We start from the raw sequence: 26816 nt of genomic DNA, 5'->3' as shown, positions 1-26816 counted from the left end.
CGTTGCCCGACAGACCGCTTCGCCCGATTCTCGTGCTGGTACTGGTCTTCCTGGCTTCGGCCTTGGTGCCGTCGGCGGGCGCGGCCGCCGCGCCACCGTTCGAGGTGGGCTACGACGACGTGGTCTACGGCGACTTCGTCTACACGGGCAACGGCGTCCTGCGCTGCCCGGTCGCCGCCGACAGCGCGCCGACGACGGGGACGGTCGCGACCCCCGCGGCGTGCGCGAACACCGCCGACCGCAAGGACACGCTCGCCAACGACGACTTCTTCATGCAGTGGGCCGACGTCGACGCCGACCCGGGCACGTTCGACTCGGCGAGCGCGTCGGTGGGCGTCCCGCCGGGAGCTCGCGTCGTCTTCGCCCGGCTGAACTGGGCCGGCAGCACCACCTGCGGTCCCTCGGCGGTCGCGCCGCCCGGAACGCCCGCGAAGCAGAACGTCCGGCTTTCCGTCGGCAGCGCGGAATCCGTGGACGTCGCGCCCTCGGGGTACGTCGAGGACGGCGGTTACTACTCGGCGCGCGCCGACGTGACCGGCCTCTTCGCGAAAGTTCCTGCCGTCTTCGACGTGACGGTCGGGAACGTCTGGGCTTTGCGGGGTTTCGACTGCGCGGGCGGCTGGTCGATCGCGCTCGTCTACGCCTACCCGGAGCGCAACGCGGACTACGCGCCCAACAAGCGCAAGGTGGTCGTCTACGACGGCCACGTCCGGCAGACCGCCGGCGCCCCGGCGGCGGAGGCGACGATCACCGGCTTCCGCGCCGCGGCCGCCGACGCACACCTCGGCGTCACGGCCTACGACGGCGACTGGGGCGCGTCCGGCGACCAGTTCCTGGTCGACGGCACCCCGGCCGCCGAGCCCGCGACCGGCGGCACGGCCAATTTCTTCATCTCCAACGCCGACACCGCCGCGGCGCCGGGCGCGAAGAACAACTTCAGCGTCGACGCGAAGGCGTTCAACGTCGACAGCATCCCCGCCGGCGCGACGAGCACGAAGCTCGGCTTCGTCACCAGCGGTGACGCCATCCTGGCGCAGAACCTCGCGTTTTCGGTGCCGGTGCCCGAACTCCAGATCGCGGTGCGCGCCACCCAGCCGAAGGCGCACGCCGGTGAGCCGGTGACGTTCGCCGTCGTCGTGACCAACCCGGGCGACGTCCCGGCGTCCGGTGTCGAGGTCGCCGACCCGGCCGTCCCGGGCTGCGCCAAACTGCTCGGCACGCTCGCCCCGCGTCAGACGGTCAGCTACACGTGCACCGGAACCGCACCGCCCGACGACTTCACGAACACCGCGAAGGCAACGGGTACGAGCGCGCTCGGCGACGCACTCGACGGCGTCGCAAGCGCCCCGGTCGACGTCCTGCACCCGGCGCTGGGCATGACGAAGACGGCCGACCGGCCCGCGTACCGCGCCGGCGAGGTCGCGACGTTCACGATCAAGGTCGCGAACACCGGCGACACGCGGCTGTCCGGCGTCGAGATCGCCGACCCGAAGACGCCGTCGTGCGCTCTCGCCGGAGCGCTCGCGCCGGGCGAAAGCCGCACGACGACATGCGCCGCGAAGGCGCCGATCGCCGACGGCGTCAACACGGCGAACGCGGTCAGCACCGACGAGCTCGGCAAGCAGCTCACGGCGACGGCCGACGCGCCCGCGCCGACGATCGCGCCCGCGGTCGAGGTCGCCAAGACCGCGGACCCGCCGGTGATCCACGCGGGCGAGGCCGTCACCTGGACGGTCGCGGTGCGCAACACCGGCGACAGCCCCCTCGCACCAGTGAAGCTCACCGACGACACGACGTCGGCGTGCGCGCACACCTTCGCCGGCCTGGCCGCGGGTGCGACGCAGACGTACACGTGCACGGCGAACCCTTCCCGGACCGCGACGTCCCAGGTGACGGCGACCGGAACCGACCTGGCCGGCCGGCCCGTGACGGCCAGCGCGTCGGCGACGGTCACGGTCATCACCCCGGCGCTGACGCTCACGAAGGACGCCACGCCCGCCATCGCGCGCGCCGGCGACCCGGTCACGTTCACGGTGACGGCCGCCAACGCCGGCGACGCACCGCTGACCGAGGTGGCCGTGACGGACGACGTCCCGGCGTGCGCCAAGGCGATCGGCGCCTTGGCCCCGGGCGCGACGGTCACCTACACGTGCACCGCCCCAGCCCCACCGGACGACTTCGCCACGACGGCCACGGCCACCGGCAAGGACCAGCTCGGCCGCGCGGTGAAGGTCACCGACGACGCGGCGGTGGACGTGATCCACCCGGCGGTCAGGCTGGCCGTGCGCGCGACACCGGCCCAGGTCCGCGAGGGCGACACGGTGACCTGGACGATCACCGCGGCCAACCCGGGCGACGTGCCGCTCACCGAGGTCACGGTCGCGGACGACCAGGTCCCGGCGTGCGCGAAGCGGTTCGGCACGCTCCAGCTGCAGGCGCAGCAGGAGTACACGTGCACGACGCTCGCGGGCGCGGCCGGCTTCGCGAACAAGCCGACGCTGACGGGCACGGACCCGACGACCCGCCCGGTGACGGCGGCCGCGGAGGGGGCGTTCGCGGTCCAGCACCCGGCGGTCGCGATCACGACCGAGGTGACGGGCGGCCCGTTCCGCGAGGGCGACAAGGTGCCGTTCCGGATCACGGTTCGCAACACCGGTGACGTGCCGCTGACGAGTCTCCGGGTCACGGACGCGCAGGCCACCGGCGCGCGAGCCACGGATGCGCCGGGCACGGGCACGCCGGCTACCGACGCGCGAGCCACGGGAACGCGAGCCACGGACACGCCGGGCATGGAGACGCAGGCCACGCACACGCCAGCCACGGCCACCCCAGCCACGGAGACGGAAGCCACCGACACGCGAGTCGCGGACGCGCAGGCCACCGGCCCGCGAGCCATCGACGGGCCACCTGCCGCCGCGTCGGGCGCCGGCGCGCGAGCTGCCGCCTCCGCCGCCCAAACCCCGGCCGCCCAACCCCCGGCCGCCCAACCCCCGGCCGCCCAAGCACCGGCGACCCAAACCCCAGCCACCAGCTGCACCCAGACCCTCGACGGCACCCTCGACCCCGGCACCTCGCGCGACTTCGCCTGCACCACCACAGCACCGGCCGACGATGTCACCCGCAGCGTCCGGATTGTCGCCACTCCACCCGTCGGCGCGGATGTCGCCGCGTCCGGCAGTGCCGCCGTCGACGTCATTCACCCCGCCGTTGCGATCAGCCGGACCGTCGACCCTGCCGTCGTTCGTGTCGGGGACGCCGTGACCTCGACCATCACCGTCGCCAACACCGGTGACAGCGCGCTCCAGGACGTCGCCGTCGTCGACGAGCGGGCCCCGGGCTGCGCCAAGTCCCTGGGACGGCTCGAACCGCAGGCGAAACTCACCTACAGCTGCACCCAAGCCGCCGGTGAAACCGACTTTGCCGCCGTTGCCAAAGCCACCGGTACCGATGCCACGGATCGGCCCGTGACCGCCTCCGCTTCCGCCGGTGTCGACGTCATCCATCCCGCGATCACCGTCACCAACGACGCCACGCCCGCGCGCGTCCGGCCCGGCGATGCCGTCACGTTCACCCTCGTCGTCACCAACACCGGTGATGTCCCGCTGACCGATGTGTCCCTTGTGGACAGCACTCCGGCGTGCGCTCAAACCATCGGCACCCTCCTCCCCGGCGCCCTGCAGCGCCGCTCTTGCAAGGTAGACGCCGGCACCGACAGTTTCGTGAGCTCCGCCACCGCAAACGGCACCGATCCGGTGAAACGCCAGGTCAGCGCGACCGACGCTGCGGCCTACACCGTCCTGCACCCCGCCCTCGAGCTCACGCAGGACGTCCACGGCGGCCCCTTCCGCCCCGGCGACACCGTCACCTCCACCCTCACCGTCACCAACACCGGCGACGTCCCGCTGACCGCCGTCCACATCCAGAGCCGGTCCTGCGCCAAGACCTTCGACCAGCTCGAAGCCGGTGCCACGCAGAAGTTCGACTGCGTCACGACCGCCCCGGCCGACGACGAAGCCGACACCGCGAGGGCAACGGCGGACGCCCCGGTCGGCCCGCCGCTGACGGCAGCAGACATCGACGAGATCGACGTCATCCACCCGGCCGTGAAGCTCACGATCGACGCGACACCCCGGACGGTCCGAGCAGGCGACGAAGTCACCTTCGCCGTCACCGCGCACAACACCGGCGACGTCCCGCTCACCGGAGTGTCCGTTGTGGACGAGCAAACGACCTGCGCGAACAAGTTCGACAGCGTCCCGGCGGGCGCGGTCAAGACGTACACCTGCACCCGCAGAGCGCCCGGCGACGACTTCGCGCAAGCTCTCGAGATCACCGGAATTGATCCGAGTGGTCGCACGGTGCAATCAGCCGGTGACGCAAAAGTCGACGTAGTCCACCCCGAGATCGCCGTGATGAAAGACGCGGCTCCCTACGAAGTCCGGGAAGGCGGCACCGTCACGTTTTCGATCCTGGTCAAGAACACCGGTGACGTCCCGCTCGCCGACGTGAGAGTCGTCGACGACCACACGCCGTCCTGCGCGCACACCGCGCGGGAACTGGCCGTTGACGCCGAAATCTCGTACACCTGCACAACGATCGCGGGCAAAGTTGGCTTCAGGAGCAAAGCAACCGCCACCGGTCAAGACCCGGCCCGGCGTCCAGTGACAGCGTCCGGCGAAGCGGCCTTCGTCGTTCGAATGAGCTGAATGGAGTAACAAGGAAGCGCCCGATTGCCTCGAAATGGATGCCTGTCACCGACGGAAAATGTGACCAGTGCGTTCGCGGGGTTCTCGTCGTAATTGTCCCGTGATACGTTCCTGCGCCGTGTCCCCCATTGGTGAACGTGCGCACGTGGTGATCGTGTCACTCAGTGTGCTGCTCGGCGTTTTCTCCGCCGCGGCAGGCACCTGGATGGCCACCGCGGAAGGAAACACCGCTGAGCTCGGCGCCGCGGCGCTGGTCCTGCCGAACGCGCCCGCCGGCGCGGGCAGCGGCAGCGGAACCGACCTCGCCGGCGGCAAGGTCCAGACCACCACCCCCGGTCAGCCTGCCGCGCCCACCACCTCGGCCCCCGCCCCGACGACGTCCAGCGCGGAACCCACGCCGACCGAGACGTCCGCCGCGCCGCAGCCCTCGACGTCCGAAGCTCCTCCTCCGCCGTCGAGCACCAAGCCCGCGGCCCGTGTCGCGCCTTCCGTGGCCGCCCAGGTCATCACGCTGGTCAACGACGAGCGCGCCAAGGCCGGCTGCGAGCCGCTGACCGAGGAATCGCACGTCACGAAGGCCGCGCAGGACTTCAGCGACCAGATGTCGGCCGAGAACTTCTTCTCCCACACCAGCCCCGACGGCACGACGTTCGACCAGCGCATCAAGCAGGCCGGTTACCCGAAGCCGGGTGCCGAGAACATCGCGCGGGGGCAGACGTCCGCGGCGCAGGTCATGGACTCCTGGATGAACTCCGAAGGCCACCGCGCGAACATCCTGAACTGCACGCTCAAGAAGATCGGCGTCGGCGTCACCACCGCGGGCTGGTACTGGGTCCAGGACTTCGGTTACTGAGGCGAAGGCTTGCTCCACCGCTCGGCGATGTCGCCGTAGCGCGCCAGCACCGTCGCCCGCAGATCCGGATCGGACCGCGGCACCGGCTCGATGAACACCTCGGTGACGTCGTGGAACGTCTCCGTCAGCTCGGCCGCGAGCCGGACGCAGGCGCGTTCGAGGTCCGCGGCGCCGAGCGAGTCGTCGAAGTCGACGCGGGTGCAGACCAGCACCTGGTCGGTGCCCATCAGCATGGTCTGCAGGTCGACGACGGCCTCGATCTCCGGCGCGGCGGTCAGGTGGTCGCGGATGCCGCGGACCAGCCTGGGGTCGGCCTGGCGCCCGACGAGCAGGCCGCGGTTGGTGCGGCCGAGCAGGTAGGCGACGCAGGCGAGCAGCAGGCCGATGGCGATCGACGCGACGCCGTCCCAGACCTCGGAGCCGGTGAGCTGGTGCAGGCCGATGCCGCCGAACGCGAGCAACAGGCCGACCAGCGCGGCCGAGTCCTCGAACAGCACCGTCTTCGGCGTCGGGTCGTCGATCAGCCGCAGGTAGGTCCACATCGACTGCTGCTCGGCCTTGGACTCCCGGACGACCTGGCGCACGGCCTGCAGCCACGACGTGCCTTCGAGCAGGAACGCCACCGCCAGGACGATGTAGCTGAGCAGCGACGTGCTTTGCGCCTCGCCGTGCCCCAACAGCGTCGAAACGCCCTCGTAGAGCGCGAACATCGCGCCCGAGGCGAAGATCGAGACGGCCGCGAGCAGCGACCAGAAGTACCGCTCCTTGCCGTAGCCGAAGGGGTGCACGCGGTCGGCCGGGCGCTCCGAGCGCTTCAACGCGGTCAGCAGCAGGACCTCGGTGATCGTGTCGGCCACCGAGTGCGCCGCTTCGGACAGCATCGCGCCCGAGCCGGTGATGATGCCCGCGATCAGCTTCATGATGGCGATCGCCAGGTTCACCCCACCGGCGAGCAGGACGGTCAGGGTGCTTTCGCCGCCGGAGTTCCCGGATTCCTCGCTCACCTTGGTGAGCGTAGTGCTCAGAGGCGGCGCAGGCCGTGCAGAACGCGTTCCATGAGCGCCATCGCCGGCCGGCCGTCGGCGCTGGTCCGGCTGTCGTGGATGGTCACCAGGCCCTGTTCGGCCATGTCGTCGAGCAGGACGCGCGCGACGCCGAGCGGCACGCTCAGCGTGGCCGCGACCTCGGCGACCGAACGCGGGTGCAGGCACAGCGAGCGCACCGAGCGGATCTCCCCGGTCAGCCGGGCACCGTCCCAGTGCGCCTCGGCCCGCGTCGAGACCATCGCTTCGATCGCGAGGTGCCGCCGGGACTGCGTCCGGCCGCGCGTGAGGACGTACGGGCGCACGAGGGTGCGCTGCGTGGGTACGTAGTCCTGGGCAAGCCGGATGTCGTCCGGGATGGGGTGGAGTGCGTGTCGGCCGGTCGTAGTGGTCCGCCGGTCCTCGGCCATCCGTGCCGCCCCCTGATTCCGTGATCGTCAATGGTGCCTCGCTGGCAACGGCGGCGGCGAGGAAAGGCCAGGATACGCCGCTTGTCCAGGGTTCAGGCCGTCGTTTCTCCTTAACCTGATGGGCCATTTCGGTGATTATCATGAACATTTTTCAAGAAAACGATTACTTTCACGAAGTCCCAGCTAGCGGGCCTGAGGGACAGGACAAAGGTGTGACAACGGGTAGTGGAATGGCTACGAGATCACCAATCTTCTCGATCACGAAAACGGCCCCGGTCAGGAGTACTGACCGGGGCCGTGCGTTCTCGGGAAATGTGTCACTCCTCCGTGAGTGACGGCGCTCCGAGCGCGATCGGCTTCGGTTCCGGCTTGCGCTTGACCGACTCCAGCAGCATCTGCGCGACGTCGACGATCTCGACCTTCTCGCTCGCGCTGCCGTCGGCCTGACGTGCGGTGAGGCCGTCGTTCAGCATCACCTTGCAGAACGGGCAGCCGGTGGCGATCTTCGACGGCGCGGTGCCGAGCGCCTCGTCGACGCGCTCGATGTTGATCCGCTTGCCGATCTTCTCTTCCATCCACATCCGCGCGCCGCCCGCGCCGCAGCACATCGACTTGTCGCCGTGCCGCGGCATCTCGCGCAGCTGCGCGCCGGTCGCGCCGACCAGCTCGCGCGGCGCCTCGTACACCTTGTTGTGGCGGCCGAGGTAGCACGGGTCGTGGTAGGTGACGTCCTCGGCGACCGGCGCCACCGGCACCAGCTGCTTCTCGCGCACCAGGCGGTTCAGCAGCTGCGTGTGGTGCACGACGTCGAACTGGCCGCCCAGCTCCGGGTACTCGTTGGCGAGGGTGTTGAAGCAGTGCGCGCAGGTCACGACGACCTTGCGGGCCTTGCGCTCGCGGCCCTCGAACACCGAGTTCAGCACCTCGACGTTCTGCTGGGCCAGCATCTGGAACAGGAACTCGTTGCCCGCGCGGCGGGCCGGGTCACCGGTGCAGGACTCCTCCGAGCCGAGCACCTTGTACTTGACGTCGGCCATGTGCAGCAGCTCGGCGACCGCGCGCGTCGTCTTCTTCGCGCGGTCCTCGAACGCGCCGGCGCAGCCGACCCAGAACAGGTACTCGGCGTCACCCATGTCGCCGTCGAACACCGGGACCTCGAAGTCGAGCTCTTCGGTCCAGGCCAGCCTGTCCTTGGCGTTCTGGCCCCACGGGTTGCCTTTGTTCTCCAGGTTCTTGAACATGCCGTTCAGCTCGCTGGGGAACGACGACTCGATCATCACCTGGTAGCGGCGCATGTCGACGATGTGGTCGACGTGCTCGATGTCGACCGGGCACTGCTCGACGCAGGCGCCGCAGCTGGTGCAGGACCACAGGACGTCGGGGTCGATGACGCCGCCGTCGTCCCCGATCAGAGCCTTCTGCGACTCGGCGATCGCCAGGACGTCGATGCCCGCGTACATGTTGTCGCCGGACAGGCCGATCTCGTCGCCCGCCATGTCCCGCTTGCCGCCCGCCAGCAGGTACGGCGCCTTCGCGTACGCGTGGTCCCGCAGCTGGGTGATGACCAGCTTGGGCGACAGCGGCTTGCCGGTGTTCCACGCGGGGCACTGCTCCTGGCAGCGGCCGCACTCGGTGCACGTCGAGAAGTCCAGCCAGCCCTTCCAGCTGAAGTCCTCGATCTTGCCGACGCCGAAGGTGTCCTCGTCGGGGTCGGCTTCCTCGAGGTCGAGGACCTTGCCGCCGCTCATCATCGGCTTGAGCGCGCCCAGTGCGACGCCGCCGTCGGCCTCGCGCTTGAAGTAGATGTTGAAGAAGGCGCTGAAGCGGTGCCACGCGATGCCCATGGTCATGGTGCGCGCGACGACGATCAGCCAGACCGTGGCGCTCATCAGCTTGACGAACGCGAAGATCGTCACCAGGTTCGGGCTGGCCGGGAGCAGCTGGCCGATCGGGTTCGAGACGAAGGACGCCCACAGCGGCCCTTCGTGGGTGTTCAGCGCGGACTTCGCGGCCCGGACGCCGATGATGCCGATGCCCTCGATCAGGACGACGGCCTCGATGAAGTACGCCCACTTGAAGTTGGAGCCGGCGAAGCGCGACTGGCGGTCGGCGCGGCGCGGGTGGTTGCGCTGCCGGATCGCCATCAGCACCAGGATGCCGACGATCGTGCCGAGCCCGAGCAGCTCCATGAGCAGCTGGAACGGCGGGAAGTCGTCGAGGATCGGCCAGCCCCACGTCGGGACGAAGACCTCGCCGTAGGCCTCGAACAGCGCGAGCGAGCCGAGCAGGAAGCCCCACATCACGAGCCAGTGGGCCGGGCCGACGCTCCGCTTGCGGTTCATCCGCGTGTGCGCGGCGAACTCCTTGATCAGCGTCTTCATGCGCGGCATGAACGGCCCGTTGCGCGTCGAGTCGGGCTGCCCGAGGCGGATCACCCGCACGAAACGGGCGATCGTCGCGGCGAACATGCCCCAGGCGACGAGGCCGAGCACGACGGAGATCCCGCCGAGCGTCAGTTGCAGAGCGCCCATCGTTCGGGTGCCTTTCGTCCGGAAAAACTGTGGTGGTGCCGGGAGACTAACCGTCCTTACTGATGAGTAACCCGTTGAGTGGCCCTAAGTCCCACCGATGTGGTGTACGTCGCTCTTTGTTTCGGGACGATCGTTCAGGTAGTTTTCACCCCATGGTGAAGCTGCAAGTGGACGGCCGTAAGGCGCGTGGCGAGAAGCGGCGCACCGAACTCATCGAGGCCACGCTGCGGATCATCGAGCGCGACGGCGTCGCGGGCGTCACCCACCGGACGGTCGCGGCCGAGGCCGGCGTGCCGACGACGTCCACGACCTACCACTTCTCGTCGCTGGACGACCTCCTGGTCGCCACGCTCATCTCGTGCGCCCGCGACATGGCCACCGAGGTCTACTGGATGATCGACCGGGCCCGGTCCCGCGGGTCGCGCGGCGCCGAGGAGGTCGCGGCCCTGCTCGCCGAGGCGCTGGGGCCGCGGCGCGGGCGCACGATGGCGGAGTACGAGCTGTACCTCTTGGCCGCGCGCAAGCCGGAGCTGCGGCCGGCCGCGCGGCGCTGGCTGGACGTCCTGACGTCGATGGTCCGCCACGACGACGAAGTGGCGTTCCGGGTGTTCCTCGCGGGCATCGACGGGCTGCTCATCCAGGGCCTGATCGACGACGGCCCGCCGTCGGCCGACGAGCTGCGTCCGGTGGTGGACTACCTGCTGAAACCGCGTTGACGGCTGTTTTAGTTTCGGATCATGCGGACTTTTGGGGACTACGAGCTCGACGACGACCGTGCGCGGCTGGACCTCGAGGTGGTGTGGAAGTTCCTCTCCACCGAGGCCTACTGGGGCCGCTGGCGCACGCGTGCGCAGGTCGAAGCGGCCATCGACGGCTCGTGGCGGGTCGTCGGCGCCTACCGGAACGGCTCGATGGTGGGGTTCGCCCGCGCCTTCTCGGACGGCGTCTCGTCCGCGTACCTCGCCGACGTCTTCGTCGTCGACTCCGCCCGCGGCAGCGGCCTCGGCAAGGAGATCGTGCGGGAGATGATCGACAACGGTCCCGGCGCCCAGTTCCGCTGGATGCTCCACACCGCCGACGCGCACGGGCTGTACCGGCAGTTCGGCTTCGCCGAGCACACCCGGGGCCACTACCTGGAGCGCGAAGGTCCTAACTCGGCGAGTTTCGTCGACTAACGCCGGGCCAGGTCGGTGAGGAGGGCGTCCCACGATCGGGTGGTGATTTCGAGGGTTCCGCCCGGGCGGTCCTTCGTGTCGCGGATCCGCACCACCGGGGCGAGCGCCACTTCCACGCACTCGGCCTCTTGCCCGCTGTAGGTCGACTTCCGCCAGGTCACGTCAGGCCTCCAGTTCGGCGATCACCCCCTCGATGAACGCGCGCGATTCGTCCACGTTCAACGCCAGGGATGCCATGGTCTTCGCGGCCGACTTGTAGTCCGCCACCTGATCCTCATCGTAGATGTAGGCGCTGCCGCGGTGCTGGTCCAAAAACACGATGGCGGGCAGGTCGGAGTACTCGAAGACGCTGAAGGAGCCGTTCAGTCCGGGGTGAAAGTCACCGCCGGACGGCACCACGTGCACCGCAAGCCGGCGCGGGAGGTCGACGAGGTGACGAAGCTGGTCGACCAGGGTCTCCGGGCCGCCGATCTGCTGTCGGAGTGCGACTTCGCCGAGCAAGATCGAACACTCCGGTGCGCGGGGCTCCCGCACGGCCGCCTGCCGGACCAGGCGCACCCGCAACCGCTGCTCGACCAGCTGCGCGGGAGAACCGCCGTACGAGAGGATCGCCCGGGCGTAGTCGGGCGTCTGCAGCAGGCCGTGCACCAGCATCGGCTGCCAGCTGAAGATCGCGGCCGCGGTGCGCTCGTACTCGGCCAGCGTCGTGAGGATCGCCGGGGCGTCGGGCATCTCCTTCTCGGCCCAGTTCGGCTCACGCGCGGTGCGAGCCAGCTCGAACAGCCTGTCGCGCTCCGCGCCGAGCACCCGCAGCTGCCCGAGCAGGAGCGCGACCTCCTCGATCCGGGGCACGCGCAGGCCGAGCTCCCAGTTGGACAGCTCGGCCGCGTGCACACCGGTGGCGCGGGCCAGCTCGCGCAGCCCGGACCCGCGGGCCTTCCGCGCTTTCCGCAGTCCGAACCCCAGCGCTCTCGACCGGGGTGTCGCTATCGGTGGTGGCATGACCGCAGTGTGTCAGCGGGGTCCGACAAAAACGGGCTCGGCTCCGTTGCCGATCGGCAACAGCGCCGGGCCCGGGGAACCTCAGCCCTTGTTCTCGTACACCGGTGTGATCACCGCGCGGGCCAGCGTGTGGCCGAACATGTTGAAGCCGAGGAACGCCGGTGTCGCGTCCTCCGGCACGTCGAGCTTGTCCAGATCGAGGGCGTGCACCGCGAAGTAGTAGCGGTGCGGGCCGTGCCCGGGCGGGGGCGCCGCGCCGAGGTACTGCTTGACCCCGCCGTCGCCCTTGAGCGTCACCGCGCCGTCCGGCAGGCCCGAGCCGTCTCCCGCGCCGGACGCCAGTTCCGTCACCGAAACCGGGACGTTGAACACCGCCCAGTGCCAGAAGCCGCTGCCGGTCGGGGCGTCCGGGTCGTAGCAGGTGATCGCGAAGCTCTTCGTCTCCGCCGGGAAGCCTTCCCACGCCAGGTGCGGCGAACGGTCCTCGCCGCCGGCGCCGAAGATGCCGGACAACTGGGGGGTGGCCAGGGTTTCGCCGTCGGCGACGTCGTTGCTGCGGAGGGTGAAGGACGGCACGTCGGGCAGGAACTCGTACGGGCCGGGTGCTTGCGGCATGGATCCTCCTGATCATGAACTGGAGACTTCGCCAGGTTAGGCCCCGAGCGCCGTCCCTGCGTCTCAGGGAGGTATCTCAGGGTCTTTCGGGGGGTTACCCCCATGTACGGCCCGCTCACCTCGTCATAACGTTTCTCACGCAGAGGAAACAACACTGAGGGGACCAACGACCATGGCGCGCCCGCTTCTGGCTCTGGGTGGCATCGTCCTGATCGGCGTCGGCCTGGCGACCGCGTTCGGGTGGGGCTGGGGTTCGGATTTCGGGAACACCGGGACCGTTTCGCAGACGATCCGCAGCGTGAAGCTGGAAGGCGACGCGGGATCGGTGAAGATCCGCACCGGCTCGGGACCGTCGACGGTGCGCGAAGAGGTCAGCTACCACTGGCGGAGCAAGCCGACGGGCCCCTTCTACCGCGTCGACGGCGACCAGCTGGTGCTCGGCGATTGCGGCACCAACTGCTCGGTCGACTTCGAGGTCGTCGTGCCGGCCGGCGTGCCCGTCACGGGGACCGTCGACTCCGGCGGGCTGGACATCGCCGGGGTGTCGAGTGTGGACGTTCACGCCGATTCCGGGCACGCCCGCGTCGAGGACGTCTCCGGTGCGGTGAAACTGGTGCTGGACAGCGGCTCGATCGACCTGCGGAACGTCGGCGAGGTCCGGGCGCAGAGCGACTCCGGCAGCATCACCGGCCGCGACGTGCGCGGCCCGGTCGACGTGACGGCCTCCAGCGGCAGCGTCGACTTCACGCTGGCCCAGGCGAACGACGTGAAGGTGCACGCCGACAGCGGCAGCATCGAACTGGCCGTGCCGGGCGGGCCGTACCGCGTCGAGGGCAACAGCGACAGCGGGCACCGCGAGTTCGACGTCCCGACCGACCGGTCCGCCCAGCACGTGCTGGACCTGACGACCGAAAGCGGCAGCGTCACGGTCCGCGCGGCCTGACTTTCTCTTACTACGGGGGCATTTCCGATGGGCAGGATCGAACGGCGCGTGCTGGTGGCCGCGCTGCTGGGGGCGATCGCGACGTTCGGCGTCGTGGGGTTCGCGCGTGGTGGGTCCGCGGAGACGCCGGCGCAGGGGGTGCCGGTGTCCGCGGATTCCCACTATCGGGTGACTTCTTGGGTGGGCACACCGGCAGAAGTCGTTGTGCGGCAAGGAAATCCGGATTTCTTCTTCTCCTCCTGGACGGCCCGCCACTCCTGAACTGTCGGTGGCCGCTGTTAGGAAGGAAGCACGCCGAAGGCCGGCGTGCAGGGGGAGGAACCACATCATGGACGTGCGCCGGGTCGCCGCGGTCATCGCGGCGGTCGTGGTCATGGCGGCGGTACCGGCCGTCGCTTCGGCTTCGGTTCCGACGTGGCGCCCGTGCGCCACGCAGCAGGAGCCATCGGCGGAGTGCGCGACGGTCGACGTGCCGATCGACCGCACGCGGCCGGAGCTCGGGTCGGCGAAGCTGGCGCTGGCCCGGCTGCCCGCGCTCGATCCGTCCCACCGGATCGGCTCGCTGCTGGTGAACCCGGGCGGGCCGGGCGGCTCCGGTGTCGGCTTCGTGCAGTTCGGCGGGCTGGCCTCGCCGGATCTCGCGCAGCTGCGGCAGCGGTTCGACATCGTCGGGTTCGACCCGCGCGGGGATTGGTACAGCACGCCACGCATCACGTGCGACGCGGCGACGCTGTTCGATCCGGCCCTGGACCGGTTCCCGTCGACGCGGGCCGGGTTCGACGCGCTGGTCGCGCACAACCGCAAGGCGGGCGCCGACTGCCTGGCCCGGACCGGACCCCTGCTGGCGAACGCGGACACGCAGAGCGCGGCCGAGGACATCGAGGCGATCCGGGCCGCGCTCGGCGAGCCGAAGATCTCGTGGCTGGGTCTCTCCTACGGCACCGAGCTGGGCGCGGTCTACGCGTCGAAGCACCCCGGCCGGGTGCGGGCGATGGTGCTCGACGGCGCGATCGACCACGCGCGGCCGATGAACCAGGCGATCCTCGAGGAGGCCGCGGCCACCGAGGACGCGCTGGTCCGGTTCGCGGACTGGTGCCGCGGTGCGGCCGGCTGCGCCCTGCACGGCCGGGATGTCCTCCGCTTCTACGACGACGTCGTGGCCAGGGCGGCGCGCGGCGGGATCTGGTCGAGCGACCTGGGGCGGCCCGCGACGGCCGACGAAGTCTCGGCGGGGGTGTACGGCCACCTCTACCTCCGCGACGACTGGCCGGCGCTGGGCCAGGACCTGGCCGCGGCCGGCGGGGAGTTCCCGGACGCGAAGGGGCTGACCGAACGCAACCAGTTCCTGTCGCCGATCTACGGGGCGTACCGGGCGATCGGCTGTCACGACTTCCCGTCGCCGTTCACCGGGCCGGCGGACATGGGCTGGATGGCCCGGCTGGTGCGTGCGGCGGCCCCGCACAGCTGGCGGTACTCGGAGTACTGGGACTTCGCCAGTGGATGCACGGGCTGGCCGGTCCCGGCGAAGAACCCACCCCAGCCACACCCGGTCCACGGCGCCCCGCCGATCCTGGTCGTGGGCGGCGCGCACGACCCGGCAACCCCGCTGGCCTGGGCGCGCGGCCTGGCGGCGAGCATCGACGGCGCGGCTCTGCTCACCCGGACCGACGACGGCCACACGGGACTGTTCAACTCCGCCTGCGCTCGGGCGGCCGAGGTGGCGTACCTGGTGAGGGGCGTCGTTCCTGGTCGGGGGGCGGTCTGCCGGTGAGGCGGGATCATCCGTCGGGGCTCAGGGCTCAGGGCTCAGGGCTCAGGGCTCGGGGATCATCGCTTGGGGCTTGGGGCTTGGGCCCGAGCCTGGGGCCGGGGGCCGGGCTGGAGGGGCCGGGAGGGGCAGGGCCGGGAGGGGCAGGGCCGGGAGGGGCAGGGGTGGAGGTAGCGAAGGGCCGAGCGGATGGAGGGGCGGAGGCCGCTCGGGCGCGGCAGTGGCGCTCGGTCCGCGGGTGGCTGCCGACCGGCCGTGGCCGGCCGGGGTGCCTGCGCCGGCCGCGGCCCTGGTCGGGGGCGGTCTGCCGGTGAGGCGAACCGCCAGGTGAGCGGCCTCACAGCCGCTCCGGGCACACTCGGTCGCCGGGCCCGGGAACAAGAACCCGGATCGCCTCGTTAGGCTGGGTACAGAGGTTGAGCGCAGTCGACTCAAGTCCAGCTTGACGGAGTGCGCGAAGGCCCGATAAAACTTGCCAGGGCCTCGCTCAAGGCGAGCACAAACCTGCAGGTCATGAACACACAGTCGTACACAGGAGGAAGCACCATGGCGCGAGCGGTCGGCATCGACCTCGGCACGACCAACTCGGTCGTCGCCGTCCTTGAGGGCGGCGAGCCGACGGTCATCGCCAACTCGGAAGGCTCCCGGACCACCCCCTCGATCGTCGCCTTCGCCAAGAACGGCGAAGTGCTGACCGGCCAGCCGGCGAAGAACCAGGCCGTCACGAACGTCGACCGGACCATCCGGTCCGTGAAGCGGCACATCGGCACCGACTGGAAGACCGAGATCGACGGGAAGAACTACACCTCCCAGGAAATCAGCGCGCGCGTGCTGATGAAGCTGAAGCGCGACGCCGAGGCGTACCTGGGCGAGACGATCACCGACGCGGTCATCACCGTCCCGGCGTACTTCGAGGACGCCCAGCGGCAGGCCACGAAGGAAGCCGGCCAGATCGCCGGCCTGAACGTGCTCCGCATCGTCAACGAGCCGACCGCCGCCGCGCTGGCGTACGGCCTGGACAAGGGCGAGAAGGAGCAGACCATCCTGGTCTTCGACCTCGGTGGTGGCACCTTCGACGTCTCGCTGCTGGAGATCGGCGAGGGCGTCGTCGAGGTCCGCGCCACCTCCGGTGACAACCACCTCGGTGGTGACGACTGGGACGAGCGCATCGTCAAGTGGCTGGTCGACAAGTTCAAGGCCACGAACGGTATCGACCTGACCAAGGACAAGATGGCGCTGCAGCGCATCCGCGAGGCGGCGGAGAAGGCGAAGATCGAGCTGTCCAGCTCGAACTCGGCCGGCATCAACCTGCCCTACATCACGGTCGACGCCGACAAGAACCCGCTGTTCCTCGACGAGCAGCTCTCGCGCGCCGAGTTCCAGAAGATCACCGCGGACCTGCTCGAGCGCACCCGGAACCCGTTCAACAACGTCATCCGGGACGCGGGCATCGCCGTCGGCGACATCGACCACGTCGTGCTCGTCGGTGGTTCCACCCGCATGCCGGCCGTGTCGGACCTGGTCAAGGAGCTGACCGGCGGCCGCGAGCCGAACAAGGGCGTGAACCCGGACGAGGTCGTCGCGGTCGGCGCGGCGCTGCAGGCCGGTGTGCTTAAGGGCGAGGTCAAGGACGTCCTCCTGCTGGACGTCACGCCGCTGTCGCTCGGCATCGAGACCAAGGGTGGCGTCTTCACCAAGCTCATCGAGCGCAACACCACGATCCCGACCAAGCGCTCGGAGATCTTCTCCACCGCGGACGACAACCAGCCGTCGGTGCAGATCCAGGTGTTCCAGGGTGAGCGTGAGATCGCCGCGCACAACAAGAAGCTCGGCATGTTCGAGCTGACCGGTCTCCCGCCGGCCCCGCGTGGCGTGCCGCAGATCGAGGTCACCTTCGACATCGACGCCAACGGCATCGTGCACGTGACCGCGAAGGACCTGGGCACGAACAAGGAACAGTCGATGACGATCACCGGTGGCTCCGCGCTGCCGAAGGACGACATCGAGCGCATGGTCAAGGACGCCGAGGCCCACGCCGAGGAAGACAAGAAGCGCCGTGAGGAAGCGGAAACCCGCAACCAGGCGGAGACGCTGGTCTACCAGACCGAGAAGTTCGTCAAGGACAACGACGACAAGCTGCCCGAGGACCTCAAGGGCAAGGTCAAGTCCGCGATCGACGAGGCCAACGAGTCGCTGAAGGGCACGGACTCGACCAAGATCCGCGAGGCGATCGAGAAGCTGAACGCCGCTTCGCAGGAGCTGGGCACCGCTCTGTACGCCAACGCGAACGCCGACGCGGCGGCCGGTGCGGCCGGCGGTGCGGGTGCGGGTGCGGCCGGGGACGCCGGTGCGGCCGGTGGCCAGGCCAAGGCCGATGACGTGGTGGACGCCGAGATCGTCGAAGAGGACGAGAAGAAGTGACCCACAGCTACGACGAATCCGAGAACCAGGGCCGAGGCCCCGAGGAGCCGGTGGTCGTGCGGGATCGGCGGCGGGTGGACCCCCAGACCGGGCAGGTCCGTCCGCCCGGTCCGGCCCACGCCGCCCCCGAGCCGGAGGAGGCGCCCGTGGAGCACGCGGGCCCTTCGCTCGGCGAGACCATCATGGACGATTCGGTGTCGGTCGTCTCCGACGTGGAGAAGGAGCTGGCCGAGCGCACCGCCGACCTCCAGCGCCTGCAGGCCGAGTACGCCAACTACCGCAAGCGGGTCGAGCGTGACCGCGAGGCGGTCGTGATCGGCGCGAAGGCGACCGTGGTGAACGACCTGCTGCCGCTGCTCGACGACCTCGAGCGGGCCGAGCAGCACGGTGACCTCACCGGCGCGTTCAAGGCCGTCGGCGACAAGCTGATCAGCGGCCTGCAGCGCGCGGGACTCGAGTCGTTCGGTGCCGAGGGCGAGCCCTTCGACCCGAGCGTGCACGAGGCCGTGCAGCACAACACCTCGCCGGACGTGGCGGGCCCGACGGTCACCGTGGTCATGCGCCGCGGGTACCGCTTCGGGGACCGCGTACTGCGGGCGGCGCTGGTCGGCGTGACCGACCACGAGCCCGGTGCGGCCCCGGGGGACCCGTCCGTCGGTGGCGAGCTGCCACTCGACGGCGGAGTCGATGAACAGCAGCAGTAAGAGGAATCAAGTGGGAGGAGGAGACGCCCGATGAGTGCACGGGAATGGATCGGTAAGGACTTCTACCGTGAACTGGGCGTCTCCTCCGACGCCACCGCGGACGAAATCAAGAAGGCCTACCGGAAGCTGGCCAAGGAGAACCACCCGGACGCGAACGCCGGCAACGCCCAGGCGGAGCAGAAGTTCAAGGCGGTCTCCGAGGCCTACGGCGTGCTCTCCGACGCGAGCAAGCGCAAGGAGTACGACGAGGCGCGGCGCCTGTTCGGCGGCGGGGGTGGCTTCAACTTCCCCGGCGGCGGCGGCGGTGGCGGCAGCTTCGACGTAGGCGACATCTTCGGCCAAGCCGGCGCCGGCGCGGGGCAGCAGGGCGGTTTCGGCGGGCTCGGTGACATCCTCGGCGGGATCTTCGGCCGTGGCCGGGCCTCGGCGGGCGCGACGGCGAACCGGCCGCAGCGCGGTGCCGACGTCGAAACGGACGTCCGGATCGACTTCACCGAGGCGGTCAAGGGCGCGACCCTGCCGTTGCGGCTGTCGAGCCCGGCGACCTGCGCGACGTGCAGCGGCAACGGGGCCCGGCCGGGGACGACGCCGCGGACCTGCCCGACCTGTTCCGGGTCGGGGCTGGTCAGCCGCAGCCAGGGTGCGTTCGCGTTCTCGGAGCCGTGCCGCGACTGCCGTGGCCGCGGGACGATCATCGACGACCCGTGCCCCGAGTGCGGCGGCGAAGGCATCAGCACGCGGACCCGCACGCTGACCGTCCGGATCCCGCCGGGTGTCGACGACGACCAGCGCATCCGGCTGGCCGGCCAGGGCGAGCCGGGCCGGGGTGGGGCGCAGGCCGGTGACCTGTACGTCCGGGTGCACGTGGCTCCGCACGCGCTGTTCGGGCGCAAGGGGCTCGACCTGACGATCACCGTGCCGGTGGACTTCACGGAGCTGACGCTCGGCACCACGATCACGGTGCCGACGCTGGAAGCCAAGGTCTCGCTCAAGGTGCCGCCGGGCACCGCGAGCGGACGGGTGCTGCGCGTGCGCGGCAAGGGCATCGCCAAGCGCGACGGCTCGCAAGGTGACCTGCTCGTCACCCTCCAGGCGGCGATTCCCGCCAAACTGGACGACAAGGCGCGCGAGGCACTGCAGGCGTACGCCGAGGCGATGGCCGGGCACGACCCCCGGCCCGAGATCACCGAGCTGCTGCAAGGTAGGTGAGAGTGGTGTTCGGCGGGATACCCCAGGAAGGCGACGAGGAGACCCCGGTGTTCGTCATCTCGGTGGCGGCCCAGCTCGCCGGGATGCACGCGCAGACGTTGCGCACGTACGACCGGCAGGGCCTGGTGTCACCGGGTCGCACCCCCGGCGGCGGGCGGCGCTACTCGATGCGGGACATCGCGCTGCTGCGCGAGGTCCAGCGCCTGTCGCAGGAGGACGGCGTCAACCTGGCCGGCATCAAGCGCATCATCGAGCTGGAGAACCAGGTCGACGCGCTGCGGGCCCGGATCACCGAGCTGACCGAGGAACTGACCGCGGCGTATGTAGCGGCGGAGCAGGCCACGGCGGCGGCGCACGCGTCCTACCGCCGGGACCTGGTGCCGCTCAACCAGCAGACGGCGTTGGTGGTCTGGCGTCCCAAGCGCCGTTGACCACCTGAGCGACCTGACGAGGGCCTCCCCGGGCGACCGGGGAGGCCCTCGTGCGTGCAGAGCGCGCCGCGGGTTACGCCTTGACGTTCAGCAATTGCTTGACCTCGGCCGTCCGGGACTCGATGACCCGCCGCGCCAAGTCCCGTGCCTGGGCGTTCACCCCGCCGGCTGCCCCGTTCTCCGTCTGGGCCAGCTCGACCGCTCCCTGCTGCTGTCCCGTCAGGACGTCCAGGAACCGGCGGGTGAACTCGCTGTCCGGTGCGGTTCGGAGCGCTCCGACCAGATCCGGTGCCGTCATCTTCATTCCGCCGTGGCCCGCGTGAGCCTGCGGAGCCACCGTCTCGGGCTGGTTCCAGTCGTGGAGCCACCGGCGCATGTCGTCGGTCTCGGTCTGCTGGGTCACCTCGATCGCCGCCGCCAGCTCCTTCACCGAGGACGGCAACGGCCGGGCCGCGGCCAGGCGGACGATCTCGATCCCCTGTTGGTTCTGGGGAATCAGCATCTGCAGGAACATCACGTCGGCCGCGTTGTACTGCGGCGGAGCCGTCGTCGCGCAACCGGTCAGCAGCAGCGCGACGACGGCCAGGACCACTCTCACTGGCGCTGCCAGAGCGCCGGGGTGTTCGGCGGCTCCCAGCCCGCGATCGCCGTGTGCGGCTGGAGGCAGCGGTAGCTCGCGCCGCCGTACGTCACGACGTCGCCCGCCTTGTACGCCGTGCCCGCCGCCCACGTGCCACCCGTCGGCGGCTTGGTCGTCGGGGGCGGGGTCGTGGTGGGCGGCGGGGTCGTGGCCGGGGGCGGCGTGGTCGTCGGCGGCGGGGTGCCGCCGCCACCCACCTGAAGGTCGACGCAGCTGTAGAACGCGTTGGACGTGTCCGCGATGTTCCAGATCGCCAGCACCTTGATCCGGCCCGAATAGCCGGCCAGGTTCACCGTGTGCGACAACGTCGAGGGCGGCTGCTGGTTGTTGCCGTTGAACACCGCGACGCGGGTGCCGCCGACGTAGTACTCGTAGTTCGACGTCGAGTGCCGGGCGGTGAACACCCAGTTGAACGTCACCGTGCTGCCCACCGACTTGGCCGGCCACGGCTTCGACTCGTCGGTCAGCTCGGCGAACTGCGACAACCCGCCGTTGCAGCTGCGCAGCCCCTTCGGGCCTTCGACGCTCTGCGGTTCGTAGACGATCTGGCCGCAGCCGGAGACCTTCCCGGCGGCGCAGTTGGCCTGCCGGCTGGGCGGATCGGACACGTAACCGTGGGCGCTCGCCGAGGTGGCGGGGAGGACGACGACCAGCACCGGCGCGAGCAGGGCGCCGGCAGCGGCCGCGAAGAGCTTTCTTTTCCAGGTCATTTCGGCTCCTCGAGGGGGAACAGCGTTGTTCCGGAGGGGAGGACGAACGAGCACATCCGGGGAAGATGTGGTCTAGACCATAAGGCGATTCGGGCACAACGGTCAACGAACTACCGCCGTTCGACGAATTCGCTGCTCCGCTCGGCTCAGTGCGAAGGTGGGGCCGGCTGCTGCAGGTGTTCGCCGAAGAAAGACGTCACCCGGCGCCACGCGTCTTCGGCCGCTTCGTGGTGGTAGGTGAAGCCGACGACCTTGACAGCAGGTTCACCGGGGCCGCGGTGTCGATCTTGTTGGCGAACCCGTGGCTGGCGTCCGGGTACTCCTTGACGTCGTGCGGGATGCCGCGCTCGGTGAGCGCCGTCTCGAGCTTCGCCGCGGCGCCGCGCAGCCCGAAGTCCTTCTTGCCGAAGCTGGCGACCACCGGGCAGGCGTCGTCGAGCACCGACAGGTTCTTCGGCAGCTGCCCGTAGTACGGCGCGGACGCTTCGAACCCGCGTGACGCCGCGACTAGCGCGAAGCCGCCGCCCATGCAGAACCCGGCGATGCCGATGCGGCCCGAGCAGTCCGGCCGCGCGGCCAGGAGCGCGCGGGACGCCTCGATGTCGTCGAACGCCCGGCCGCGGTTGGCGAACATGTCCGAGAAGACCCGCCGCACGCAGCGGAACAGGCCGCCGCGCGAATACAGGTCCGGGCTGAGCGCGAGATAGCCCTCGCGGGCGAAGCGGTCGGTGATGTCCTTCGTGTCCTGGCTCAGCCCGAACGCGTCGTGGATGAGCACCACCCCCGGGTGCGGCCCCGCGCCCGCGGGCTCCGCCAGGTAGCCGCCGATGGTGCCGTCCGAAACCGGAATAGTCATCTCCATATCGGCGAAGATAGCGAGCCACCGCCGCTTCCGCGCCGCTTGCTGAGAGTTTCTCAGCGCATTCCGGACAAACCTCAGTCCAGGGTGAAGGGGTCGTAGGATATTCGTTCCAGATCGATTCCCCTGGCCAGCAGCTTGGCGACGGTCGCCTGGATCATCGGCGGCGAACCGGAAACGAGAACGTCGTGGTTGCCCCACGTGCCGCGCTGGGTGACGGCGTGGGCGAGCGTGCCGCGGTCGCCGCCGGACAGCGCGCCCTCCTCGGTGACCGGGGTGACCGTCAGCCACTTCGACGTCGCGGCCAGCCGGCGCAGCTCCTCGAGCGCGTACAGGTCTTCCGGTCGCCGGCCGCCGAAGAACAGGTGCACGGGCGGGTTGTGCTTCCAGCGCGAAAGGTCGTCGAGGATCGCCAGCAGCGGCGTGATCCCGGTGCCGCCGCCGATCATCAGCAGCCGGCGTTTCGTGGACGTCGGGCGGACGTTCAGGACGCCCATCGACGGACCGAGGCGCCACACGTCCCCCGGTCTGGTGTGGTTGACGATGCTCCCGCTGACCCAGCCGCCGGGCACCGCGCGCACGTGGAAGGTGAGCTGGCCGTCGCCGCGGGGCGCGTTCGCTGGCGAAAGGTACCGCCAGAACCGCGGCCGTTGCGGCACTTCCACGCTGACGTACCCGCCCGCGCGGTAGGGCAGCAGGCCTTCGGTGCGCACCTTCACCAGGGCGATGTCGCGGCCGAGCTTCCGGTGCTCCAGCACGGTCGCCGACCACGCCGCCGGCCCCGTCTCCGCCTGGGCGGCTTCACGCATCGTCTTGGCGATGAGCCCGTAGGCCGAGGTCCACGCGGACTCGACCTCGGCGGTCCACTTCTCCTTGAGGAACCGCTTCAGCGCCGCGATCAGCGCGACACCCACGGCGTCGTAGTGGCGGGAGACGACGGCGAACTTCCGGTGGTCGCGACCCAGCTGCCCGAGGAAGGTGACCAGCTCGTCGGGCCGGTCGACCATCTGCACCACGTACACCAGCGCGCGCAGCAGCCGGCTCCGCTGCGTCGCCATGGTGACCGGGAACAGCTCACGGCAATCGGGGGCGACCACGAACAACGCGCCGTAGAAGTACTGGGCGAGTTCGTCGGCTTTCGGCTCGATCTCCGCAAAACTTTCACGAATCAACCGGGCCATCTCTCGACCTTCCACAGCCGAAACAGGAAGCGTCTCTGGCATGGTGGAGATCTTCACGGATTCAGCACTCATCGGGAACGGTATTCTCCAGTCGTGCAAAGGCTTTTTCGCGCCGTGCATGCGGCGTCGCCGTGCGGTGCCGCCCCCGAGGGTTCCCGACTGTAGGCGAATTCCCGTGCAGATGCGCGTGATTCCGCGCGTTCCGCTCGAACGGAGCAATTCAGGTACGGCCGGTAAACCCCGCCTGTCGCAGGGTAAGAATGATCACGACGTCGGATTCATCCGTTACTGGTTGCCGATTTCCGAAGCGTAACGAATCATTCACCGGACGGCGGATTGCCAGCCGCCGCCGGTGGCTAGTCGATCGTGAACGGGTCGTACTGGATCTGGTCCAGCGCGCTGCCCGCGACCAGCATGCGCGACACCGTCGCGCGGATCATCGCCGGTGAGCCGGACACGAGGATGTCGTGGCCGGGCCACGAGCCGTAGCGCGTGACGGCTTCGGCCAGCGTCCCCTGCTCGAACCCGGGGACGTCGCCGCCGCGCTCGACCACCGGGGTGACGGTGAGCCAGGGGTTCGTCGCGGCGAGCGCACGCAGTTCTTCGAGGTCGTAGAGGTCCTCGCGGGCCGGGCCGCCGTAGAACAGGTGGGTCTTCGGGTTCTCGCCCCACAGCGCCAGGTGGTCCAGGATCGACCGCAGCGGCGCGACGCCCGTGCCGCCGGCGACCATCAGCACGGCTCGCGACGCCTCCCGGTCGACCGTCATCCGGCCCAGCGGCGGGCCGAGCCGCCAGACGTCGCCGGGCTGGGTGTGGCTGACGATGGCGCGGGAGACCCAGCCGCCGTCGATCGCGCGGACGTGGAACTCGATGCCGCCGTCCTCGCGCGGCGCGTTCGCGGGCGAGAGGTAGCGCCACAGCCGTGGCCGCTGCGGTACTTCGACGCTCACGTACTGGCCGGGGTGGTACGGCACGGGCTGGTCGGGCACCAGCCGCACCAGGGCGAGGTCCCAGGTCAGCCGGCGGTGCTCGACCACGGTGGCCGACCACGACGGCGGGTTCGTGTCCGACGCGGCCGCGTCCTGCATGGCCCGCGCGGCGATGGTGAACGCTTCGGCCCACGCCCGTTCGACCTCGGGCGTCCACGCCGGGCCCAGGTGGTTCTTGAGCGACGCCAGCAGCGCGGTGCCGACCGCTTCGTAGTGCCGGGGCACCACGCCGAACTTGCGGTGGTCGCGGCCCAGCTGGCGCAGGAACGGCGCGAGGTCGTCGGGCCGGTCGACCATCTGCACGATGTGCACCAGCGCGCGCACCAGCCTGCCGCGCTGGATCTCCATGTTGATCGGGAAGAAGTCGCGCGTGGTCGGGGCGAGGGTGAACAGCATCCCGTAGAAGAACTGCGAGATGTCGGCGATGTACGGCTCGGACCTGGCCCAGCTGTCCCGGATGAGCCGGACCATCGCGGTCACGGCCGCGGGGGCCTCACGCGGGGCCGACGACCTGGGGAGCGGGCTGACGGAATCGGCTGTCATCAGCGGTTGTTCACGGGTCGGGGACCGCCTCCGGGGTCCTTCGCCACTGCTGCCACCTCGTCACTCAACGTCACTCGCCGGGACCGCGCGCGCGGTCCGTCCGCAGGGTAGCCGCCGGGCGCTCTTTTGCCCGCATTGTTGCTCCGACCGGGTGTATTCGGCCCGGTCAGGCGTGGGGGACCTCACCGGAGAGATGGTTGTCCCGAGCAAGCGTCCCGCCATATACTTGTATGGCACAACTAAGGGAGGCACCGATGGGCTTCGACAATACCGACGACGACGTCCGGGTCGAGCTCATGCGCGAGCTGAAGACCGCTTCCCAGCTCCAGCACGCCTGGATCATGCAAGCTTGGCAAAGCGAGCCAGGGCTGCACCCGGCGGCCGCGATGCTGCTGTCCGACCTGGCGAAGAACGGTGAGGCGCGGCCGTCCGAACTGGCGAAACGCCGGTTCGTCGACCTCTCGGTCGTCAGCAGGCAGATCACCCAGCTGTCCGCGGCCGGGCTCGTCGACCGCCGTCCCGCGCCCGAAGACGGCCGCGCGTCCCTGGTGAGCGTCTCCGAGAAAGGCCGGGCCGAGCTCGCGAGCTGGCGAGCCAACTACGTCGAATTCATGGAAAAGGCGCTCGGCGGCTGGGACGACGAGCGCGTCACCGACCTGACCGCCCGGCTGGCGGAGATGAACGCCGACCTCCGCCGCGCCCTCGGAAGCGACGCCTGCCTGGCTGACACGAACAAGTGACGCGGCGGGGAAGGGGCACACCGGAAGTGTCCTTTTCCACTGGCGAAAGTGTCCGTTCGGTCCTGACTTGGCGGCGTTCGTCGGGGTTAACGTCGGTGGGTGACGCGTGACCGGGTCGCCCTGCTGTGCGCGCTGGGGGTCGACAACTTCGGCTCAGGTCTGTTCCTCCCGTTGGCACTGGTCTACGTGACGCAGGTGGTCGGCGTGCCGCTGGTCGTGGCCGGCACCGCCGTCACCCTGGGTGCCATCGGCGGGCTCGTCGTGCCGCCGCTCGCCGGCCGGCTCGTCGATCGCGTCGGGCCGCGCGCCGTGGTGATCTGCGCCCAGCTGCTGCAGGCCGCGGGCGCGGGGGCGTACCTGATCGCCGACGGCGCGGGCCCGGTGGTGGTCGCCGCCGTCCTGCTGACCGCCGGGCAGCAGCTCTTCTACAGCTCCCTGTTCGTGCTCATCGCCGACGTCGCGGGCGACGGCCCGAAGGACCGGCCGTTCGCCGAGGTGGGGATGGTGCGGGCCGCCTCCTTCGGCCTGGGCGCTCTGGTGGCGGGAGCGATGCTGACGTGGCTCGGGACCGCCGGCTACCGCATCGCGCTCGCCGCGGACGCGCTGACGTTCTTCCTGGCCGCGTCGATCCTCGTCTTCTTCGTCCGGCTCGCGCGGCCGCACCGGCAGGTCCGCGAAGGGTCGGTCCGCGTGCTGCGTGACCGGCCGTACCTGGCCCTCATCGTCTTCAGCGGCTTCTTCGGGCTCTCCCTGGACTTCTTCCTGATCGGCACGCCGGTGTTCGTGCTCGACCGGCTGCACGGCCCGGCCTGGCTGCCGGGCGCGATGCTCGCCCTGCTGACCGTGCTGACCAGCGTCGGCGGCACGCTCGCGCTGCGGCTCACCGCCCGGCTGACGCGGATCGCGGCGATGCGCGCCGGCTCGGCGTTGTTTTCGGCGTGGTGCCTGGTCAGCCTGGGCGTGCTGCTGGTGCCCGACGGCTGGCGGGTGGGGTACCTGCTCGTGTCGACGCTGGTGTTCGCCGCCGGCGACCTGGTCTTCGGGCCGAGATCGGGGGCACTCGCCGAGGCCGCGGCACCTCCGGTCGCCCGCGGACGTTATCTCGCTGCCTACCAGTACGCGTTCACCGTGGCCCAGGTGATCGCGCCCGCCGTGGTGGCCTTGTTCTCGGTCGCCGACTGGTTACCCTGGGTGCTGGTGGGGATGTGTGCCGGTCTCGCCGTGGCCGGGCTCGGCACCCTCGGCTCGCGGTTGCCGGCGAGTGCGGTCGCACCCGGACAGAGTTGAGCGGAACAGACTCAAGTTTTCGTGCGTTAGGGATAGTGACGGGTCACGGTCAGGCC

The 26816-nt window shown here is 70.1% G+C and carries 23 protein-coding genes and 1 pseudogene; 13 read left to right on the top strand and 11 right to left on the bottom strand.

Annotated elements, in window-relative coordinates; genetic code table 11:
- The first annotated feature begins 32 nt into the window (after window positions 1-32).
- Complete coding sequence (locus QRY02_RS36585; protein ID WP_502874289.1) at window positions 33-4706, top strand: CLIPPER-2 domain-containing protein; 4674 nt, start codon at window positions 33-35, stop codon at window positions 4704-4706.
- A 145-nt stretch (window positions 4707-4851) separates the two neighbouring features.
- A complete protein-coding gene (locus QRY02_RS36580; protein ID WP_285987339.1) occupies window positions 4852-5559 on the top strand; it encodes a CAP domain-containing protein in 708 nt (235 codons plus the stop codon).
- On the opposite strand, the gene QRY02_RS36575 is transcribed toward QRY02_RS36580, so the two are convergent.
- The 3 genes from QRY02_RS36575 to QRY02_RS36565 form a co-directional block, all read right to left on the bottom strand.
- A complete protein-coding gene (locus tag QRY02_RS36575; RefSeq protein WP_285987338.1) occupies window positions 5553-6563 on the bottom strand; it encodes a cation diffusion facilitator family transporter in 1011 nt (336 codons plus the stop codon). The genes QRY02_RS36580 and QRY02_RS36575 overlap by 7 nt on opposite strands.
- Window positions 6564-6580: 17 nt before the next feature.
- Window positions 6581-7012, bottom strand: a complete 432-nt coding sequence (locus QRY02_RS36570) for a DUF742 domain-containing protein (RefSeq protein WP_285987337.1) — start codon at window positions 7010-7012, stop codon at window positions 6581-6583.
- A gap of 317 nt (window positions 7013-7329) precedes the next feature.
- Window positions 7330-9543, bottom strand: a complete 2214-nt coding sequence (locus QRY02_RS36565; RefSeq protein ID WP_285987336.1) for a (Fe-S)-binding protein — start codon at window positions 9541-9543, stop codon at window positions 7330-7332.
- Window positions 9544-9698: 155 nt separating this feature from the next.
- On the opposite strand from QRY02_RS36565, the gene QRY02_RS36560 reads away from it, so the two are divergent.
- Both QRY02_RS36560 and QRY02_RS36555 read left to right on the top strand, forming a co-directional pair.
- The gene (locus tag QRY02_RS36560; protein ID WP_176178057.1) at window positions 9699-10259 is read left to right on the top strand and encodes a TetR/AcrR family transcriptional regulator; all 561 of its coding nucleotides are present in this window, start codon (window positions 9699-9701) and stop codon (window positions 10257-10259) included.
- 21 nt (window positions 10260-10280) lie between these two features.
- Window positions 10281-10718 (top strand): GNAT family N-acetyltransferase, encoded by a 438-nt coding sequence (locus QRY02_RS36555; protein WP_285987335.1) that lies wholly within the window; start codon window positions 10281-10283, stop codon window positions 10716-10718.
- Here the strand turns inward: QRY02_RS36555 and QRY02_RS36550 are convergent.
- The 3 genes from QRY02_RS36550 to QRY02_RS36540 all read right to left on the bottom strand — a co-directional run bounded on the left by QRY02_RS36550 (window position 10715) and on the right by QRY02_RS36540 (window position 12335).
- Window positions 10715-10879 (bottom strand): DUF397 domain-containing protein, encoded by a 165-nt coding sequence (locus tag QRY02_RS36550; RefSeq protein WP_285987334.1) that lies wholly within the window; start codon window positions 10877-10879, stop codon window positions 10715-10717. The genes QRY02_RS36555 and QRY02_RS36550 overlap by 4 nt on opposite strands.
- Before the next feature lies 1 nt (window position 10880).
- Window positions 10881-11720, bottom strand: coding sequence for a helix-turn-helix domain-containing protein (locus QRY02_RS36545; RefSeq protein ID WP_285987333.1), 840 nt, complete (start codon window positions 11718-11720; stop codon window positions 10881-10883).
- A gap of 81 nt (window positions 11721-11801) precedes the next feature.
- On the bottom strand, window positions 11802-12335 hold the full coding sequence (locus QRY02_RS36540) for a YbhB/YbcL family Raf kinase inhibitor-like protein (protein WP_285987332.1): 534 nt from the start codon (window positions 12333-12335) through the stop codon (window positions 11802-11804).
- 172 nt (window positions 12336-12507) lie between these two features.
- On the opposite strand from QRY02_RS36540, the gene QRY02_RS36535 reads away from it, so the two are divergent.
- The 7 genes from QRY02_RS36535 (at window position 12508) to QRY02_RS36505 (ending at window position 19811) form a co-directional block, all read left to right on the top strand.
- Window positions 12508-13278: a DUF4097 family beta strand repeat-containing protein gene (locus tag QRY02_RS36535; protein WP_285987331.1), complete on the top strand. Its 771-nt coding sequence runs from the start codon at window positions 12508-12510 to the stop codon at window positions 13276-13278.
- A gap of 27 nt (window positions 13279-13305) precedes the next feature.
- Window positions 13306-13539, top strand: a complete 234-nt coding sequence (locus QRY02_RS36530) for a hypothetical protein (RefSeq protein ID WP_285987330.1) — start codon at window positions 13306-13308, stop codon at window positions 13537-13539.
- Between the two features lie 67 nt (window positions 13540-13606).
- Complete coding sequence (locus tag QRY02_RS36525) at window positions 13607-15049, top strand: alpha/beta hydrolase (protein WP_285987329.1); 1443 nt, start codon at window positions 13607-13609, stop codon at window positions 15047-15049.
- Between the two features lie 543 nt (window positions 15050-15592).
- Complete coding sequence (gene dnaK, locus QRY02_RS36520; RefSeq protein WP_285987328.1) at window positions 15593-17467, top strand: molecular chaperone DnaK; 1875 nt, start codon at window positions 15593-15595, stop codon at window positions 17465-17467.
- Window positions 17464-18171: a nucleotide exchange factor GrpE gene (gene grpE, locus QRY02_RS36515; RefSeq protein WP_285987327.1), complete on the top strand. Its 708-nt coding sequence runs from the start codon at window positions 17464-17466 to the stop codon at window positions 18169-18171. The genes dnaK and grpE overlap by 4 nt, the downstream gene beginning before the upstream one ends.
- 30 nt (window positions 18172-18201) lie before the next feature.
- Window positions 18202-19380, top strand: coding sequence for a molecular chaperone DnaJ (gene dnaJ, locus QRY02_RS36510; protein ID WP_285987326.1), 1179 nt, complete (start codon window positions 18202-18204; stop codon window positions 19378-19380).
- 5 nt (window positions 19381-19385) lie between these two features.
- Complete coding sequence (locus QRY02_RS36505) at window positions 19386-19811, top strand: heat shock protein transcriptional repressor HspR (protein ID WP_014467870.1); 426 nt, start codon at window positions 19386-19388, stop codon at window positions 19809-19811.
- Window positions 19812-19884: 73 nt separating this feature from the next.
- Here the strand turns inward: QRY02_RS36505 and QRY02_RS36500 are convergent, their stop codons facing one another.
- The 5 genes and pseudogenes from QRY02_RS36500 to QRY02_RS36480 all read right to left on the bottom strand — a co-directional run bounded on the left by QRY02_RS36500 (window position 19885) and on the right by QRY02_RS36480 (window position 24733).
- Window positions 19885-20409 carry a DUF305 domain-containing protein gene (locus QRY02_RS36500; protein WP_285987325.1) on the bottom strand — a complete coding sequence of 175 codons (525 nt, stop codon included), beginning with the start codon at window positions 20407-20409 and terminating at the stop codon, window positions 19885-19887.
- Window positions 20406-21161 carry a lytic polysaccharide monooxygenase gene (locus QRY02_RS36495; RefSeq protein ID WP_285987324.1) on the bottom strand — a complete coding sequence of 252 codons (756 nt, stop codon included), beginning with the start codon at window positions 21159-21161 and terminating at the stop codon, window positions 20406-20408. Before QRY02_RS36495 ends, QRY02_RS36500 begins: the two co-directional genes overlap by 4 nt.
- Window positions 21162-21307: 146 nt before the next feature.
- A pseudogene (locus QRY02_RS36490) lies at window positions 21308-22023 on the bottom strand (dienelactone hydrolase family protein).
- Between the two features lie 74 nt (window positions 22024-22097).
- Complete coding sequence (locus QRY02_RS36485; RefSeq protein ID WP_285987322.1) at window positions 22098-23201, bottom strand: globin domain-containing protein; 1104 nt, start codon at window positions 23199-23201, stop codon at window positions 22098-22100.
- 356 nt (window positions 23202-23557) lie between these two features.
- On the bottom strand, window positions 23558-24733 hold the full coding sequence (locus QRY02_RS36480) for a globin domain-containing protein (RefSeq protein ID WP_285987321.1): 1176 nt from the start codon (window positions 24731-24733) through the stop codon (window positions 23558-23560).
- Window positions 24734-24987: 254 nt separating this feature from the next.
- Between QRY02_RS36480 and QRY02_RS36475 the strand changes: the two genes are divergently transcribed.
- Entirely contained in the window at window positions 24988-25473 is a 486-nt protein-coding gene (locus QRY02_RS36475) for a MarR family winged helix-turn-helix transcriptional regulator (RefSeq protein ID WP_285987320.1), read from the top strand.
- 99 nt (window positions 25474-25572) lie between these two features.
- On the top strand, window positions 25573-26760 hold the full coding sequence (locus QRY02_RS36470; protein WP_285987319.1) for an MFS transporter: 1188 nt from the start codon (window positions 25573-25575) through the stop codon (window positions 26758-26760).
- The last annotated feature ends 56 nt before the right edge of the window (window positions 26761-26816 follow it).

Origin of the sequence: Amycolatopsis sp. DG1A-15b, assembly GCF_030285645.1 — a bacterium.
Taxonomy (GTDB): Bacteria; Actinomycetota; Actinomycetes; order Mycobacteriales; family Pseudonocardiaceae; genus Amycolatopsis.
The sequence above is the reverse complement of the archived record's forward strand: the minus strand, read 5'-3'. Positions and strand labels throughout refer to the sequence as shown.

Excerpts from the sequence above, each read along its gene's own strand:
- dnaK (WP_285987328.1), top strand. The coding sequence starts at position 15,593 with ATGGCGCGAGCGGTCGGCATCGACCTCGGCACGACCAACTCGGTCGTC.
- QRY02_RS36475 (WP_285987320.1), top strand. The coding sequence starts at position 24,988 with ATGGGCTTCGACAATACCGACGACGACGTCCGGGTCGAGCTCATGCGC.
- QRY02_RS36535 (WP_285987331.1), top strand. The coding sequence starts at position 12,508 with ATGGCGCGCCCGCTTCTGGCTCTGGGTGGCATCGTCCTGATCGGCGTC.
- QRY02_RS36485 (WP_285987322.1), bottom strand. The coding sequence starts at position 23,201 with ATGGCCCGGTTGATTCGTGAAAGTTTTGCGGAGATCGAGCCGAAAGCC.
- QRY02_RS36540 (WP_285987332.1), bottom strand. The coding sequence starts at position 12,335 with ATGCCGCAAGCACCCGGCCCGTACGAGTTCCTGCCCGACGTGCCGTCC.
- QRY02_RS36480 (WP_285987321.1), bottom strand. The coding sequence starts at position 24,733 with ATGACAGCCGATTCCGTCAGCCCGCTCCCCAGGTCGTCGGCCCCGCGT.
- QRY02_RS36530 (WP_285987330.1), top strand. The coding sequence starts at position 13,306 with ATGGGCAGGATCGAACGGCGCGTGCTGGTGGCCGCGCTGCTGGGGGCG.
- QRY02_RS36565 (WP_285987336.1), bottom strand. The coding sequence starts at position 9,543 with ATGGGCGCTCTGCAACTGACGCTCGGCGGGATCTCCGTCGTGCTCGGC.
- dnaJ (WP_285987326.1), top strand. The coding sequence starts at position 18,202 with ATGAGTGCACGGGAATGGATCGGTAAGGACTTCTACCGTGAACTGGGC.
- QRY02_RS36495 (WP_285987324.1), bottom strand. The coding sequence starts at position 21,161 with ATGACCTGGAAAAGAAAGCTCTTCGCGGCCGCTGCCGGCGCCCTGCTC.
- QRY02_RS36555 (WP_285987335.1), top strand. The coding sequence starts at position 10,281 with ATGCGGACTTTTGGGGACTACGAGCTCGACGACGACCGTGCGCGGCTG.
- QRY02_RS36525 (WP_285987329.1), top strand. The coding sequence starts at position 13,607 with ATGGACGTGCGCCGGGTCGCCGCGGTCATCGCGGCGGTCGTGGTCATG.
- QRY02_RS36545 (WP_285987333.1), bottom strand. The coding sequence starts at position 11,720 with ATGCCACCACCGATAGCGACACCCCGGTCGAGAGCGCTGGGGTTCGGA.
- QRY02_RS36570 (WP_285987337.1), bottom strand. The coding sequence starts at position 7,012 with ATGGCCGAGGACCGGCGGACCACTACGACCGGCCGACACGCACTCCAC.